The sequence below is a fragment of the Butyricicoccus sp. OF10-2 genome (assembly GCF_003481925.1).
Lineage (GTDB): Bacteria > Bacillota > Clostridia > Oscillospirales > Butyricicoccaceae > Agathobaculum > Agathobaculum butyriciproducens.
On sequence record NZ_QUMC01000013.1, the window covers coordinates 38,234 to 53,427 of the forward strand.

Genomic DNA, 15,194 nt, shown 5'->3' on the forward strand with positions numbered 1-15,194 from the left:
GGATATACCATTGAAATACCCCATACAATCAAAGACGGGGAGGTAGACTCGGACGTATTAACGGCATTTGATGTTGGGAAATAACTAAATTTAAGATTTGACAGATGAAAAGGGCGCACAGACCTCAACGGTTTGTGCGCCTGTTTAATTCCTAAGGCAGGCAAGCGGCTGATTCGCTTTTTCCCGTTCGCGGGACAGGAATCGGTGTGATCATTGATCTGTTCGTACTGTGTGCGCGGCGCGGCATGGCGGTCTGGATCATCTTCTCCGGCATTGACGCCATCTGCGAAAAAACCGATAACGAAGAGTTTCTGCGCCGTCTGCGCTACATCAAGGAATGATGTGTGCAGGCGGCGTTTTTATGCGCCGGACAGCGGGAGCAGTTCAAAAAGCTTGAGGACCCGTCCGAGCAGCAGTGCGGAGAGCACCGTGCCGACACCGATGCCGTAAAACGGGCAGTGCTGGAACAGGCACAATCCAGCGCTGATGGCAACCATAGAGAGGTCAAACCCGTTCTTGACGGTGGAAAACCGCAGATGAAACACCTCGGATATCGTGTTCACGATGCCATCGGTCGGGGTAAGCACCATGCGGCTCTTGACGCAGAGGAACACGCCCGCGCCGGTGATGAACATCGTCAGCGCAAAGCAGAGCAGCCGCAGTGGCAGCGGAAACGGTAGCACGGGAATGAGCCAGTCGTACACGTCGGTAAGTATGCCGAACGCAAACGAAAGCGGGATTTCGAGCAGATAAGTAAGTGTGATTTTGCGCGAAAGGATACATTGCAGTACCACAAACAGCAGATAACAGAGAATGGATGCTGTGCCGAGCGAGATATGATAAATCTCTGAAATGGCGTACATCACCGAGCTGAACGCGGCAACGCCGACGTTGTAGCGGATGTTGAGCACCACTGCCGCTGCAATCAGATTCAGACCGAGAATATACCAGGCCGTACGCTTTTTGAGATCAGAGGAAGGTTTCATGCGGTTTCACCTCACTTTTCCATGTTGTCGAGCGCCTGCGAGATCATCGCAAGCAGTTTTTCGCGGTCGTCTGCCGGGATGTGCTCGAGAAGACGGTCACCGAAGTTCGTGCAGTTGCGCTGCATGGTTTCGTAAAGCTCCTCGCCCTCGGCGGTGAGCGCAATCAGCTTGTACCGCGCATCGCGCGGCGAAGGCGTCACGCAGAGCAGACCCTTGTCCGCCATGCGCTGCACGAGTGCGCGCGCAGCTTGGTGGGTCACGCCGAGGCTGCACCGTAGGTCGGAGGCGGAGCTGCCGCTGTGCGCATGAAAGAACAGGAGCGTGTCCGCCTGCTCGGCGGTAAGTCCCATGCTTTTCAGATCCTTGTTGCGGCGCAGTACGATGCGATGCGATAATTGCTGTATTTTTCGTGTGAGAATATACGAAATATCCATGTAATTTCACCTTGTTAAATATAATATACAATACATTGTATATTAGCGCGGATTGGTTCGTATGTCAAGAGCACCAACGCGGAAAACGAAAAAATTCGTGGAAATAGCGCAAACTGTGCTCGCAAATCGCTCTTACCCAGGTATGCGGTATTGCCTTGAGTGTTCAACTTCAGTTTACAATCAACCGAAATTTTTCTTTTCTCAAGTCCTGTTTGGAACTTGACTTTTTATTTGCAGGCTTTGCTCAAAAAAATCGAAACCGCTTTCGTAGAAACGGGAAAGCGGTGACTGTGCATTTAGCATAGCACAGGATACAGAAAAAGACAACCGCGAAACGTATTGACGGGGCGCGACAGAAGATGGTATGATAGAGCCACAACGGAAAGGGGAGAGCAGAGATGGCGGAAATCATTGCATTCGGCGCGTCGCCCGACCTCGACGTGATGGACCGGCAGGCGCTCACGGCGTATCTTGCAGAGATACGCCGCCGCATTGCCGCGCTCGACGAGCGCGAGCCGGAGAACATGAGCTCCGAAGCCTACGACGAGTGGAGCGAGGAGCACGAGCAGCTTGAGGACCTCGCGGACGATATTCTCGACCGGATAGAAGAATAAAGCGAAACCGGAGAGCAGGGAAAAATCCCCCGGCTCTCCGGTTTTTCTGTGCAAGCTTATTTCGCGCCCCGCGCGACGATGCGCGTTCTGTGTTCACGGACAGGTTTCGCCTCGTGGGTATGCACCAGACGGCCCTCCGACCAGACGGCTGTGATATTTGCGGCGTTCATGGTGTAGAGGGCGCGCTCAAGCCGCTCGGGCAGGCTGAGCGCCCACGGGGTCTCGGTGAAGCTGCGGTCATCCACCACGACAGCGTGCAGGCGGTCGCCGGGGGTGAAGCCGCTGCCTGCGCCGAAATAGCGGTGGCCGGAGGTCGTGCCGAGGTAGTACGCCTCGGGCACGGTCAGAAACGCCGGGTGTGCCGGGTCGGTGAAGCTGCGAACCTTGGACGCCTGAATGCTCATCGTGACCATGCGGCTGCCGGCGAGGGACGAGCCTGCGGCAATATCCGTGCCGAGGGTGACGTGAATGCCTTCGTTCAGCATTTCGCGCACAGGCGCGATGCCGCTGCACAGGTTGATGTTGGAGTCCGGGCAGTGTGCCACAACGACGCCTGCCTCGCGGATGGCGGTTCGCTCGCGCTCGTCCGAGTGGATGCAGTGCGCCATGACCGTGTGGCTTTTCCACAGGCCGAACTTGTCGTAGCTCTCCCAATACTGCGCGCAGTCAGGGTGGAGCGAGCGCACCCATGCGATTTCGTCGAGGTTTTCCGACAGGTGCGACTGGACGCAGAGGTTCTGCTCGGTGGCAATTTTGCCGAGCGCGGTCATCAACTCGTCTGTGCAGGCTGGGGTAAAGCGCGGCGTGATGATCGGGCGGACAAAGCGGAAGCGGCGGCAGCCTCAAGCCAGCGGCGCGTTTCGCGGATGGACTCCTCGGTGGTCTCCTCAAGGTTTTCACCGCCGTTGCGGTCCATGTTGACCTTGCCGACAAAGCCGGTCACACCGGCGTTTTCGAGCTCCTCCATCAGAACGAGCGTCGCGTCCGTGTGGAGCGAGGAAAACATGCACACGCGCGTTGTGCCGTTTGCGATGAGGTCGTGCGCCAGACGGCGGTAGATGCGGCGGGCGTAGTCGAGGTCTGCGAACTTCGCCTCGACCGGGAACGTGTAGGTTTTGAGCCAGTCGAGCAGCGGCAGGTCCATGCCCATGCCGACGTTCGGAAACTGGGGCGCGTGCAGGTGCATATCGGCAAACGACTGCATGATGAGCAGACCTGAGCAGTCGTAGACGCGGCCGTCAAAGTCCTGCGGCGCCGCGTGCAGCACCTCGCGGATTGTGCCGTCGTCCTCCAGCAGAAGTGCGCCGTTTTCGATCGTTTCGAGCTTTTCAAGCATGGGCGCGTGAATAATGTTGCCTTTGAGCAGTTTCATTGTGATCGACCTTTCTGTACGATGTTCTGTAAAAATGGACATGAAAAAAGTGCCCGAAAGATGGACCTGTTCCATCATCGGACACTCATAGTAAGATCTTTCGGCGATCTCGTAGAAACTCCCGCGCCATATCAAGCGAGATTATATGAGCTCTTTTTCCGAGCGGTATTATAGCAGAGGAAAGCCGCCGCTGTCAAGAGAAGAATTCTGTAAGACATGGTCAAATGCTATCCTTGGGGTTGAGCCGATGAGAAAAGTGAATGAAAAAGGCTGCGGAAATGTATTGCATCAGGGCAAATACACTATATATTAAGGCAATACAGATTGTCGGAAAAACGAAGTTTTTCGACGGTCTCGGCTGGATGTTTGTCAATACAATGTGGGAAATTGTTCGGAGATACCAGTTGAGAAAGACAGCGAAAATATAAAAACCGCGCGTTGTAAAATGCGCAACTTCATTTTACAACGCGCAAAAAGTTTCCGATAGGTTATTGTGTTTACAAGCCTGTCGGAAGCTTTTTGTTTTTTGAATAATTGCAAGTTTCTATCAATCCAGGGAAAATATTGCTTTCTTTGGATCGGACAGGAAAAGACACAAAATCAACATAGAATTGACATCGAAAAAAAAGCGTGATATACTTCTTTGCGTGGTTAGCATGCGCTAACCACGCAACTGTCCCTGGAGAGGGACAAATTTTCGGATTGGAAGTTAGCTTTGGCTAATTAAGGATCGAAGGAGGAAGAATATGAACAAGAAAAACACTCTTGCGCTGGTGTTGGCCGGTACGATGCTTCTGCCAGCGAACGCTTTTGCAGCAAATCGTTCTGATTTCAGCGATTTGCCGAATGACTGGTCAACAGAACCGTTGATTCGTGCAATCGACAACGGTCTGCTCAGCGGTTCAAACGGCAAAATCAATGGCAAGGGATTGCTTACCCGCGCGCAGCTTGCTGCCATCGTCAATCGTGCCTTTGGCGCAGTGAAGAGTGCTTCCTTGACGAATTTTAATGATGTACTGCCGAGTGAGTGGTACTATAACGATATAGCAAAGTCTGTGCAGATGGGGATTCTGCAGGGTTCTAACGGTATGATGAATCCTAACGATCCTGTTACACGCGAGGAGGCGTTTACTGTACTGGCGCGCGCCTTTGCGTTGACAGACGATTCCTCTGCGGCACTTGAACAATTTACAGATAACGGCAGTGTATCTCCTTGGGCGGCAGACAGCATTGCGGCGCTGGTAGAAGGCGGCTATGTGAACGGCGCAAACGGCCGTCTGACCCCCAAAGCCAACATCACCCGCGCGGAGTTTGCCAAGCTGATCACCGGCATGACCGATACCTTTATCGGAGAAGAGGGTGCATCGAATCGCACGGTAGAGGGCAACTTAATCGTCCGTGCTAGCGGCGCGCTGCTTTCCGGCGTGACGGTCAATGGCGATCTCGTCATTGCGGATGGTGCGGACGGCGTTATGCTGAGCAATGTTACCGTCACCGGCCGCATTGTTATTCGCGGCGGCGCGGGCGGTGTTACTGCATCTGGCACAACGGCTGCAAAGGGAACGATCGTTTCTAATCCATCGGATACGGTGCTGATTCATGCGGTAGATGGCAAGCTCGGCGCAGTTACCGCCTATACCGATCTGACGGTGGACGGCAAGCTGGACAGCGTGACCGCCGCAAGCAAGGTGGCCGTTTCTGTGCAGAAGAATGCCGCTGTCGGCACAATCTATGCCAATGCTGCAGGTGTCAAGGTATCCGGCGAGGGCAAGGTGACCGAAGTCAAAGCGAATGCGAACGACATTTCAGTGACCAACAAGGGAGCAAAGGTGACGGCAGCCAGCGGCGTTTCTGGCGTAAAGGCCGGTGATAAGGTTGTATCCGCAGGCAAGACCGAAACGGTCGGAACGGCTTCGTCCGGCACCGCTGGCGGCGGTGGCGGATCGTCCTCCGGTGGCGGTTCTTCCTCTGGAGGCAGTTCGTCTGCGCAGACCGAATACACTATCACTTTTGATGCCAACGGCGGTGAAAACGCTCCGGCAGCGCTAAAAACGACAAAAGGCGTTCTTTCTGCTTTGCCGACGGCGCAGCCGACGCGCGCGGGTTATCTGTTCGCAGGCTGGACGACCGAAAAGAACAACACCGGTACAAAGGTAACAACCGATACGAAATTCACCGCGAACACCACAGTGTATGCCCTGTGGACTGAAATGAAGCAGGCGGCGACGCCGGTCATCGCGTTTACGGACGGCGAGGGCGCGTCCAAGACCGGTTCTGCGTTTCTGACGACCGACCGCTTTGCGCTGAGCTGTGCGACTGAGGACGCCGTCATTCATTACACCACGGACGGCACCGAGCCGACCGCCGAAAGCGCGGTTTATGCCTCTCCGGTGACGCTGACCACCGAAATGACCCGCATCCGCGCCATTGCGGTCAAGGCGGAGCACAAAAACAGCGCGGAAGCGGATTCCGGCAAAATTACTGTGACGGTGCCGGTGAGCGAGTACGCAATTTCCTTCTCCGCCGGTGAGGGCAGCGGCAGCATGGATCCTGCAGCAGTAAAGGAAAACACAGAATATGAGCTTCCCACCTGCGCATTTTCTGCACCGAAGGGTACAACAGACGGCGAAGAAATATCCAACCATGTATTCCAGGCATGGAGCGTAAAGACCGGCGACGGCGAAGCGCAGGAAAAGCAACCGGGCGATACTATCACCATCACTGCCGATACGACCGTAACGGCCTTGTGGCGGGAAGCCGAAAACGGCGAAATCACCGTTACCGGCTATGAGCCGATCTCGACACTGGAATGCGATTACAGTTCATCTTACCTCTCATCCTATTATTATAACTTACCGACTAAGGTAACCGTCAAGCTGTCCAACGGCAATACGGTTGAGGGCGTTCTGGGTTCTTCATGGAGTGTGAAGGAAGGCAAGATGGGCGCGGGCAATACCGTTACTGTGCGCAATACATTGGACTATTTGAGCGGAGGCAACAAGTACAACAACTGCATTAACCGTTCGCCGCTTGTTGATGGCTACGAAGTCACCATGCAGATCAAGTTCACCGCGCCGGAGAACATGCTCTCCATCGACTGGGATACGGACAAAACCTACAACTGGAATGAAGATGTTACCGTTACGGTTAATAACTTCAAGGGCAGTGCTTCGGATATTAATCTGACAAAGGGGTATGGTTCGGACATGGTGACATTGACCGTCGGCAACGGCCTGACCTATGACGCCGAAGCCAAAACCATCACCATCAACAGCGAAAAGCTGCTGAACGGCACGATTCCGAGCTACGGTCTTTCCGCAAAGCTGTCTCTGGGCAGCAGCCAATTCAACATGAGCATTAACTACAAGACCGACCGCAGCGCAAAGTTTGAGGGCATCGCCTATGGCAGCACGGAATACTCGAGTATCTCCCGTAAGAAGCCGTTTACGACCAATGTGACCTTCGTAAATGTGCCGGCGGAGGATGCGCAGGCAGCCACTTTCGCCTTCGGCAGCGGGGATACCGCGGAGGGCATCACGCTGACGGCGACCGATACGGAAAATGTATACAAGCTGACCGTACCGTTTGACGCGGTGAAGGAGCATCTCTCCAACAGCTATTACGGCGGCGACTATGCAACGCTTGTCATGCGTGTACGAGGTCTGTCCAGCGTCAGCATCCGCCTGTCCTACATGGGCGCGCCTGCGCTGAAATCCAATCAGTCCAGCTACTACGCTTCGGAGAATCCGATGCTGACGCTCAGCAATTTCAGCTTTGATAAGGAGAGCATGAGCACGATTGAGGTAGCGCGCAAGGCCGGCGAAGATAAAACGACGCTCAAGGTCGGTGAGGACTATACTGTGGATACCGAAAACAAGACGATCACGCTGGTAAGCGAAAAGCTCCTCGGTGCGTCCAGCCTTGCGGAAGCAAAAACGGTAACGATTGTGGTTTCTGCCGCAGCAGATGACGAATCTGCGGAGGTCACGCTGTCCTACAAGAAGGATCGTTCGCTGACGGTGGGTAATGTGTCTGACCTGTCTCCGTATGCGGCGGCGCGGGCGCAGCTTAGCGGCTCGGAAGAGGGCTACACCGGTCTGGAAGTGTACTACGGCGAAAACAAGATCGAAAACGCGAAGGTGGTTTCTACCGGCTCGTATGGCGCGTACACCTATTGGGTGGAGATCCCCTACGCGTCCATTAAGGACTATCTGGAAAGCAATACCGTAACGCTGACGGCGAAGGTCGTCGGCGTTACGAATCCGACGACCTTTACCGTCACCTACGGCGCGGTGAACGAAAACGGCCATGACCTGCCGATTCAGACCGATAAGATCGGAGATAATTACGGCAATGCGGTAACGGATATGCAGGACGGTCTGCCCAAAGCATTCTACACCAGCACGATCAGCCTGTTCGTTGCGGATGGTTCTGATCTTACCGCGGACGATTGGAAGAACATGAGTGCGACCATCGCCAAAAAGAGTGAGCCGGATAATAAGGTGATCCTCGGTGTGGATTCCACCACCACAAATTGGAGCACCGGCGGCGTAAAGGCAGTCGTTCTGGAAAGCCTGTACAAGCATCAGAACGAAATGCTAGAGCTGTTTAATTTTAACGATTCGTCCTTCACGAATGAAAAAACAGACTGGCCGGTATTCACTATCACGCTGTACAAGGCGGGCTACAAAACGGCCTCTGTTGATGTGGTGCTGTACAAGTACATTTATTGATCTCATTATGGACTGACAGGAGAAAGCACATATGCAACCAATGAAAACCATACTGCGGCGAGGGCTTTCGCTGCTGCTGGCGGCGGCGGTGCTGCTGCCCGGCGCAATGCCGGCATACGCCTTTGCGGCGGATACGCAGAGCGCCGCGGTGCAGTCGGTGCTGGCTGGCAAACAAGCGCCGTATGACCTGCTGATCTACTTCAAATCGGCAGAGGGCTCCTCCCTCACCCTCAAGCAGAAGGCGGACGCGGCGCAGGCGCAGGCCCGCGCTCTGTTGGAAAATGCGAGCGACGATGTAATCAGCTGGGAATCGTTCTATATCACCAACGTCATCCATGCGCAGATCAGCTCGAAAGAGCTGGTCTATAAGCTGGCGCAGCTGGATGATGTGGACGAGATCACATGGAACGGCACCGTAGAGCGTGTAGAGCCGGTAGAGGATGCCGAAGAGGAGGAGAGCAGCATCAAGCTGTTCTCAAACACCATCTATCAGCCGGATGAGCGCGATATTGAGTGGGGCGTTTTGCAGGTGCATGCCGATAAGGTGTGGGATGAGTTCGGCGTGGACGGCACCGGCGCGACCGTCGGTATCATCGACGGCGGCGCAAATTACAATGTAAACGCGCTGAAAAACGCGTGGAGCGGCAAGTACAAGGACTTTGTGGACGGCTACGACACCCCGCAGCACACCTCGTCGGACGATCATGGCACGCATGTCGCCGGTACGATCGTCGGCCGCGAGGGCGATAACCTCAACCGCATCGGCGTCGCGCCGGGCGCGAAATTCATCAGCGCCCGCGCCATGAGCGAGGACGGCGGCCGGGAATCCGACCTGATCGCTGCGGCAGAATGGATGCTGGAGCAAAAGCCGGATGTTATCAACAACTCCTGGGGCGGCAGCAACGATGACGACCGCTGGTTCGAGGATGTTGTAGACGCCTGGGTCGATGCCGGCATTATCCCGGTGTTTGCCGCCGGCAATACCTCTGGCGAGGTACCCGGCGCGGGTACGATCTCCAACCCGGCAAACTACGCCAATGTACTGGCTGTTGCCGCGACCGACCGCGACAAGGAGATTGGCAATTTCTCCAACAAGGGACCGTCCGCCTTCCCGGAGGCCGGACAGAAGCCGGAAATTTCTGCGCCGGGCGTACAGGTGCGCTCGGTGGATTCAAACGGCAACTATGTCAGCTGGAACGGCACCTCTATGGCGGCGCCGCATGTGACCGGCGTTGTCGCACTCATCCGCGCCGCGGCGAAAAAGCTGGACTGCGAGGATAAGGTGGATACGCTGGAGGAGGTTCGAGCACTGCTGGAGGAAACGGCCGAGCCGCTGACTGACAGCACCTATACAGAATCGCCCAATATCGCCTACGGCTATGGCCTGGTCAACGCCTATGATGCCGTTGCCAAGCTAGCAGGCCGCGATACTGTTACGCTGGAAGGCGAAGTATTGCAGGATGGTGAGGACACCGACACGCCGACCGCCGCATTTGATATGCAGGATGAATACTATTTGGGGCGCGATATTCAGGTGACGGCACGTCTTGCCGATGCGGTATCCATCCGCAGCGCAGAGCTGACCTATACCGTGCCGGGCGCCGAGGCCCAAACGGTGAAAATGAGCCTCGCCTCCGGCGAGCAGAACAACGGCGTATACACCTACACCATCCCTAGCAAGGAGTTGGCAAAGGGCAAACTTTCGCTTGCGGTCAAGACGGTGGACTACGGCATGCACGAAACGACCATTGATAAAACGGTCAGCGTGCTGCCGGGTATGACCCTGCCGTGGACGCAGAATTTTGAAAATGCGGATAACGGTCTGCCCGGCTTCCTCATGGACGGTAGCTGGGGCATCTCCAAGCGCACGAACAAGGGCGAGCCCGAGCTGCCCGGCGACGGCAACACGACCTATATCGGCATCAACCCCGGCAAGGCCTGGTTTGAGCGCCGGGTGGACAGCAATCTGTATCTGCCGCCGATCGACCTCAGTACGGTAAAGGCAGACGAGCATCCGTCGCTGAGCATGGATATGTACACCGGCTTTACCGGCCTGTGTCTGGCGAAAATTCAGGTATCCACCACCGGCGGAGGTGAGGATAGCTGGAAGGATCTTTACGATGTGATTCTCCGCCCGGATATTACCGAGCGGGAATGGACGCACTGCACCTTCTCTCTGGAAAAGTACGCAGGCGCGGAGGCTCCCATCCAGATCCGTGTGTACTTCTTTGGCCACGATTCCGACCCGGACGAGGGCGTCGGCTGGTATCTGGATAACCTTTCGGTCGTGAAGAATGAAACCGTCGCACCGGGACAGGTGCAGGCGCTCGCTGCCAGCGTCAGCGGCAAGGGACTTGCCCTGCACTTTGACGCCAACGAAGAGACCGATATGGCAAAGTATGTTCTGGAGCGCAAGACCGCGGGCGGTGATTTTGAAACGCTGGCCGAGATCGAGCAGGATTACGATGCCTTTCAGTTTATCAACAAGGGCGAGGAGGATAAGCGTCCCCTGTCGCACTATCATGTCAACTACACCGACGCGACCGCGCAAAACGGCGAGACCTATACCTATCGCGTCAAGGCAGTGGACTTTACAGGCAACGAAGGCGAGTATTCGGACGAGCTGACGCTGACCTACAAGGTGCCGGAGCATCTTACAAAGTACGATTTTGAATCGGATAACGGCGGTTTTACCGCCTCTGCTATCACCGGCACAGTGAATGACTGGATTCATGGTACGCCCACTCTACCGGAGGATCTTGCGGATCGTGAACTGCTTGAACGCGATGCATGGGAAGGGCTTTCTAAAAACCTTACTTCTCAATGGGGTGTTACACTGAACAAGCGGCCTTCGAACTGTCAGGATGCCGGTTTGATGCTGCCTGAAACGCAAGTGCAGTCTGGCGATTACCTCTATTTTGATTCGTACTGCGGCTCTAAATCTGCCTCGGACGCTGTAAGCTATACGGTGGAGATCAAACCGGCGGACAGTGACTACTGGCAGCCGCTCGTATCCCGCGAAACGGTGATGGATGATAAGCAGACTTTTACCTGGCATCAGATCGGCGTTTCGCTGGAAGATTACGCCGGCAAAACGGTGAATATTCGTTTCCGCGCCGCAGTAGGAAAAACAGTATACCTTTCTAGTTACAACCTTGGCTGGCATATCGACAATGTTATGATCGGCAGCGAGCAGCAGGAGTATCATTCTGCATCGGAAAGCAGTCAGCTGTCCAGCACAATCAAGGGTAAGGCGCGTCAGGCGCTTGGCTACGGTCTGACAAACGGCTTGACCGGCTATCACGATCAGTCTGGTATCGGCATGGCTGTGGTGACAAGCGGCACCAGTGATGGTACGTCCGGCATTCCATTCCGCGCAAAAGTGACGGTGGAGGGTTCGGAGCGCACCGCGCAGTCCAGCGAGATCGACGGCGGCTATTCTATCACGCAGGCGGCCTCCGGGGACAACAAGTATACGCTGCGCTTTGAGGCCTATGGCTATCAGACGCAGACGCAGGCCGTTTCCGGCAAGGGCAAGATCACGGTTCCGACCGTTTACATGCACCCGGCTGAAAAGGCTGCTGTTTCCGGCAAGGTAACGGACGCAGACGGAAACGCTCTGGATGGAGCACTGGTTCGTCTGGTCGATGACGAAAATGTGCCGATGCTGACGACGGACGCTTCCGGTGCCTATACCGCGGAGGTATACGCCGGCACCTATACCGCCCGCTTCTATAAAAACGGCTATATGGCAGTAGAAAAGCAGATCACGATCGGCGCGGGCAGCAACACCATGGAAACCGTAGCACTCACGCCCATTTCCGGCGTGGAGAGCGAAAAGACCGACTACGGCATCAACGCTTCTGCGGATACCGCGCAGACCATTCAGTTCACCAGCGGCCCGAAGGGCGCAGCGGTACGTTTCCAGACGCCGCACAAGGGCGGCATGCTGCAAAGCGCGGATATTTTCTTCGTGCAGAACCAGTATTACAGCGGTGAGCATGTGCAGGTCGGCGTGCTGACCTATAACGATACCGGCCGACTGATCGAGCTGGCGCCGTTCCACGATTATCAGGTGGAAACGCCCAATGCGTGGAACACCGTCGATCTTTCCGAGTACACGGTAAAGACCGACAAGCCGATCTATGTGGCCGTCACCTACGCGAAAGATAAGACCGATTTTGCTGACTGCATGGGCGTTCTTTATGACACCGGAGCAGTGGAAAAGGCGGTAGAGCGCTCTTTCGTTTACGATGGCGCCTTTACAGCCACTTCGACGATCTCTCCTGCCGGCGGCTATGCTATCCGAGCAAACTGGCTGTATCCGACCGATGCGGAACGCAATCCGGAAACAGATGATCCCAACGGTAGCGGCAGCGGTGAGCAGCCGCCTGTGATTGATGACGAAAATGCTTTTATCTTTGACCCGGAAACGCAGACCATCACCGGCTATCAGGGCAGCAAGGCAGAGGTTGTCATTCCGGCAGCGATTGGCGGCGTAGCCGTCAAGCATATCGGCAAGGCTGCATTTGACGGCACCGGCAAGGACAGCGCGCGCAAACTGACGAGCGTTGTTATTCCGGAGGGCGTGGAGACGATTGACGAGGAGGCCTTCAAGGTCAACGCGCTGCGCAACATAACGTTCCCCTCCACACTCACGACCATCGGCAAGGGCGCATTCAAGTATCAGTACAGCGATTCGGATAAGGGCTTGACGCTGACCATTCCGGAAAGCGTACACGAGATTGCTGAGGAAGCCTTCCAGGCAGTGGGCAGTCCGCTGCGCATCACCATGCCGGGCGTGACCAAGATCGGCAAAAATGCCTTTGATAGCATTCGCGATGTGCAGGTTTATGCGGATAAGTTGACCGAAATTGCCGATGAGGCGTTCGGTGTCCGCAGTTCGTATGATTTTCCGTATGCACAGGTGTTCACCGCGGAGAATACCAAGCTGCAATCGGTCGATCAGCAGTATTTGATCAATCCAGCGACGGTAACATTGACCGAGGTCAATATCCGCGATTCCGAGGATATTCTGGGACGAAATACGCTGTACGCGCCGAATCAAACCCGCATGACGCGCAATCTTCCGGCGTCGGCGTTCTATCAGATCGGCAAGACGGTGACCATTACGCCGCCGGATATTCGAATTGAAGGCGTTTCCTATATCAGCACCGATGCATCGGTAAAGCTCAAGCTGGCACGCAGCAATGCGCTGACCTTCCTGTATGATACGGTGGCACCGCATTTGTGTACCCCTGTGTTGGATACAGATGAAACACTGCGCGGCTTCTCGCTGCCGAATGCAGCCGTTGAGGCAACTGTAAACGGCAAAACCTATACAGCAACGGCTAATGCGGATGGCTATTTCGATCTGCCGATTGACCGGCAGACAGAAAATGCCGTTATCACTCTGAAAATCAACGGCAAGGCAGCTGGTTCACAGACGGTTGTAAAAAATCCGGGCAAGGACTATATTATTGAGGGCACGACCATTCTTCGTTATCTGGGAGAAGGCGGTGCGCTGACACTTCCAGCATCGGGCAGTGAAGGTGCTATCACGGAAATTGCACCGTTTGCTTTTGCGGATGCAAAACTGACCAGTGTAATCCTGCCGGACAGCGTGGAAACTGTCGGCATCGGCGCGTTTATGAACACCGGGCTGCAGTCCTTTGGATGGAACCTGAAGAACATTAACAGCGCCAAGCTGCGTAGTATTGATGAATATGCTTTCCGCGGCAATGCTATCGAAAAGGTAGAACTGCCGGAGCTGACACATCGTGTACGTACCGGCGCATTTGAGAACAACCAAATCACCGAGCTGCAGCTCGGTAAGTACACTGCTCATGTCGGCACCCGAGCTTTCAAAAACAACAAGATCGGTCGCGTTGTTCTGGCGGATACCGCGGAAGAGATCGGCGAAGAAGCATTTATGAACAACCAGATTGTTGAGCTTGTGGTCAAGGATCGTCTGCCAGGCTATGAGGATGGCTTGGAGAAAATTCCTGCAAATGCATTTGCAGGTAATCAAATGCACGAGGTATCTCTGCCGAAAACAGTAACAGCGGTCGATGAGACTGCATTTACCAACAATACGGATGGACGGTTTATCATTGCAACCGATGCGCCGGAAATCGTGCCGACTTCAGGTTATGACGTTCGGCGCAGCGATGGTACACTCCTCAAATGGAAGGATTTCGGAAATAGTGGCGGATCTTCCGGTGGCGGTGGTTCTTCCTCTGGCGGCAGCCCAACACCTGTGAAGCCTGCTGATCCGAACAATGGCAGTAATACCGGCGGTACAACAACTGAAAAATTCAGCGATGTGACTGCAAATGATTGGTTTGCATCTGCCATTTCTTATGTGTCCGGCAAGAAGCTGATGAGCGGCACAGGTAGTGGAAAGTTCTCTCCGAATGCATCCACGACCCGCGGTATGCTGATGACGATCCTTGCTCGCTACGCTGGCGAGGACACCACCGGCGGTTCGACCTGGTACGAGAAGGGCATGAACTGGGCCAAGACCAACGGTGTTTCCGACGGCACGAATCCGAACGTCAATATTACCCGTGAGCAGTTGGTTACCATGCTGTACCGCTACGCTGGCTCTCCGGCAGCTTCCGGTTCGCTGAGCGAGTTCTCTGATGCTGCAAGTGTCAGCACTTACGCGGTGAACGCAATGCAGTGGGCAGTTGCCAACGGCATTGTAAACGGCTCGAACGGCAAACTCAACCCGAAGAGCAATGCAACCCGCGCAGAGGTTGCTGCAATTCTCATGCGCTTCTGCGAGATGGGCAAGTAAGTCGATTAAAACACTGTAGCGAATCGATAGAATCACTCAAGATAATGATCCCCTAATGTAGGCTGAAAGAAGAACTGCATTAGGGGATTGCGACCTTCAATCCGCTCGGCTTCCCAGAGCGCGCCATCTCGGACGGTACCCGCACCCGCGAGATCATCGAGAAAAAACTTGTCGGCGTGCCCGATATCACCGAGCCCATGCCTGAAGGCTTTGGTATGTACGCAAGATAATTACTTCATATCAAGTGGAAAGA

Annotated in this window: 8 protein-coding genes and 1 riboswitch; of the genes, 4 read left to right on the forward strand and 4 right to left on the reverse strand. The window is 55.0% G+C overall.

Annotation, left to right across the window (positions count from 1 at the left end; translation table 11 throughout):
• Nucleotides 1-206: 206 nt before the first annotated feature.
• On the forward strand, nucleotides 207-341 hold the full coding sequence (locus tag DXB00_RS17705; RefSeq protein ID WP_278278737.1) for a hypothetical protein: 135 nt from the start codon (nucleotides 207-209) through the stop codon (nucleotides 339-341).
• 18 nt (nucleotides 342-359) lie between these two features.
• Here DXB00_RS17705 and DXB00_RS08380 read toward each other — a convergent pair whose 3' ends face one another.
• Together DXB00_RS08380 and DXB00_RS08385 are read right to left on the reverse strand one after the other, a co-directional pair.
• Entirely contained in the window at nucleotides 360-986 is a 627-nt protein-coding gene (locus DXB00_RS08380; protein ID WP_116705346.1) for a YczE/YyaS/YitT family protein, read from the reverse strand.
• A gap of 11 nt (nucleotides 987-997) precedes the next feature.
• Nucleotides 998-1,420, reverse strand: coding sequence for a MarR family winged helix-turn-helix transcriptional regulator (locus DXB00_RS08385; protein WP_118729224.1), 423 nt, complete (start codon nucleotides 1,418-1,420; stop codon nucleotides 998-1,000).
• Between the two features lie 398 nt (nucleotides 1,421-1,818).
• On the opposite strand from DXB00_RS08385, the gene DXB00_RS08390 reads away from it, so the two are divergent.
• Nucleotides 1,819-2,034, forward strand: a complete 216-nt coding sequence (locus tag DXB00_RS08390) for a hypothetical protein (RefSeq protein ID WP_116705343.1) — start codon at nucleotides 1,819-1,821, stop codon at nucleotides 2,032-2,034.
• A gap of 56 nt (nucleotides 2,035-2,090) precedes the next feature.
• Here DXB00_RS08390 and DXB00_RS08395 read toward each other — a convergent pair whose 3' ends face one another.
• Together DXB00_RS08395 and DXB00_RS17710 are read right to left on the reverse strand one after the other, a co-directional pair.
• Complete coding sequence (locus tag DXB00_RS08395; RefSeq protein ID WP_305143097.1) at nucleotides 2,091-2,804, reverse strand: amidohydrolase family protein; 714 nt, start codon at nucleotides 2,802-2,804, stop codon at nucleotides 2,091-2,093.
• A complete protein-coding gene (locus DXB00_RS17710) occupies nucleotides 2,804-3,406 on the reverse strand; it encodes an amidohydrolase family protein (RefSeq protein WP_305143098.1) in 603 nt (200 codons plus the stop codon). Before DXB00_RS17710 ends, DXB00_RS08395 begins: the two co-directional genes overlap by 1 nt.
• A gap of 68 nt (nucleotides 3,407-3,474) precedes the next feature.
• A riboswitch (purine riboswitch) is annotated at nucleotides 3,475-3,575 on the reverse strand.
• Nucleotides 3,576-4,152: 577 nt separating this feature from the next.
• Between DXB00_RS17710 and DXB00_RS08400 the strand changes: the two genes are divergently transcribed.
• Together DXB00_RS08400 and DXB00_RS08405 are read left to right on the forward strand one after the other, a co-directional pair.
• Entirely contained in the window at nucleotides 4,153-8,139 is a 3,987-nt protein-coding gene (locus DXB00_RS08400; RefSeq protein WP_118729223.1) for an S-layer homology domain-containing protein, read from the forward strand.
• Nucleotides 8,140-8,170: 31 nt separating this feature from the next.
• The gene (locus tag DXB00_RS08405) at nucleotides 8,171-14,941 is read left to right on the forward strand and encodes a S8 family serine peptidase (RefSeq protein WP_118729222.1); all 6,771 of its coding nucleotides are present in this window, start codon (nucleotides 8,171-8,173) and stop codon (nucleotides 14,939-14,941) included.
• Nucleotides 14,942-15,194 lie beyond the last annotated feature (253 nt).

Coding starts and splice junctions, on each gene's coding strand:
- DXB00_RS08390 (WP_116705343.1), top strand. CDS start 1,819: ATGGCGGAAATCATTGCATTCGGCGCGTCGCCCGACCTCGACGTGATG.
- DXB00_RS08395 (WP_305143097.1), bottom strand. CDS start 2,804: ATGACCGCGCTCGGCAAAATTGCCACCGAGCAGAACCTCTGCGTCCAG.
- DXB00_RS08400 (WP_118729223.1), top strand. CDS start 4,153: ATGAACAAGAAAAACACTCTTGCGCTGGTGTTGGCCGGTACGATGCTT.
- DXB00_RS17710 (WP_305143098.1), bottom strand. CDS start 3,406: ATGAAACTGCTCAAAGGCAACATTATTCACGCGCCCATGCTTGAAAAG.
- DXB00_RS08385 (WP_118729224.1), bottom strand. CDS start 1,420: ATGGATATTTCGTATATTCTCACACGAAAAATACAGCAATTATCGCAT.
- DXB00_RS08405 (WP_118729222.1), top strand. CDS start 8,171: ATGCAACCAATGAAAACCATACTGCGGCGAGGGCTTTCGCTGCTGCTG.
- DXB00_RS08380 (WP_116705346.1), bottom strand. CDS start 986: ATGAAACCTTCCTCTGATCTCAAAAAGCGTACGGCCTGGTATATTCTC.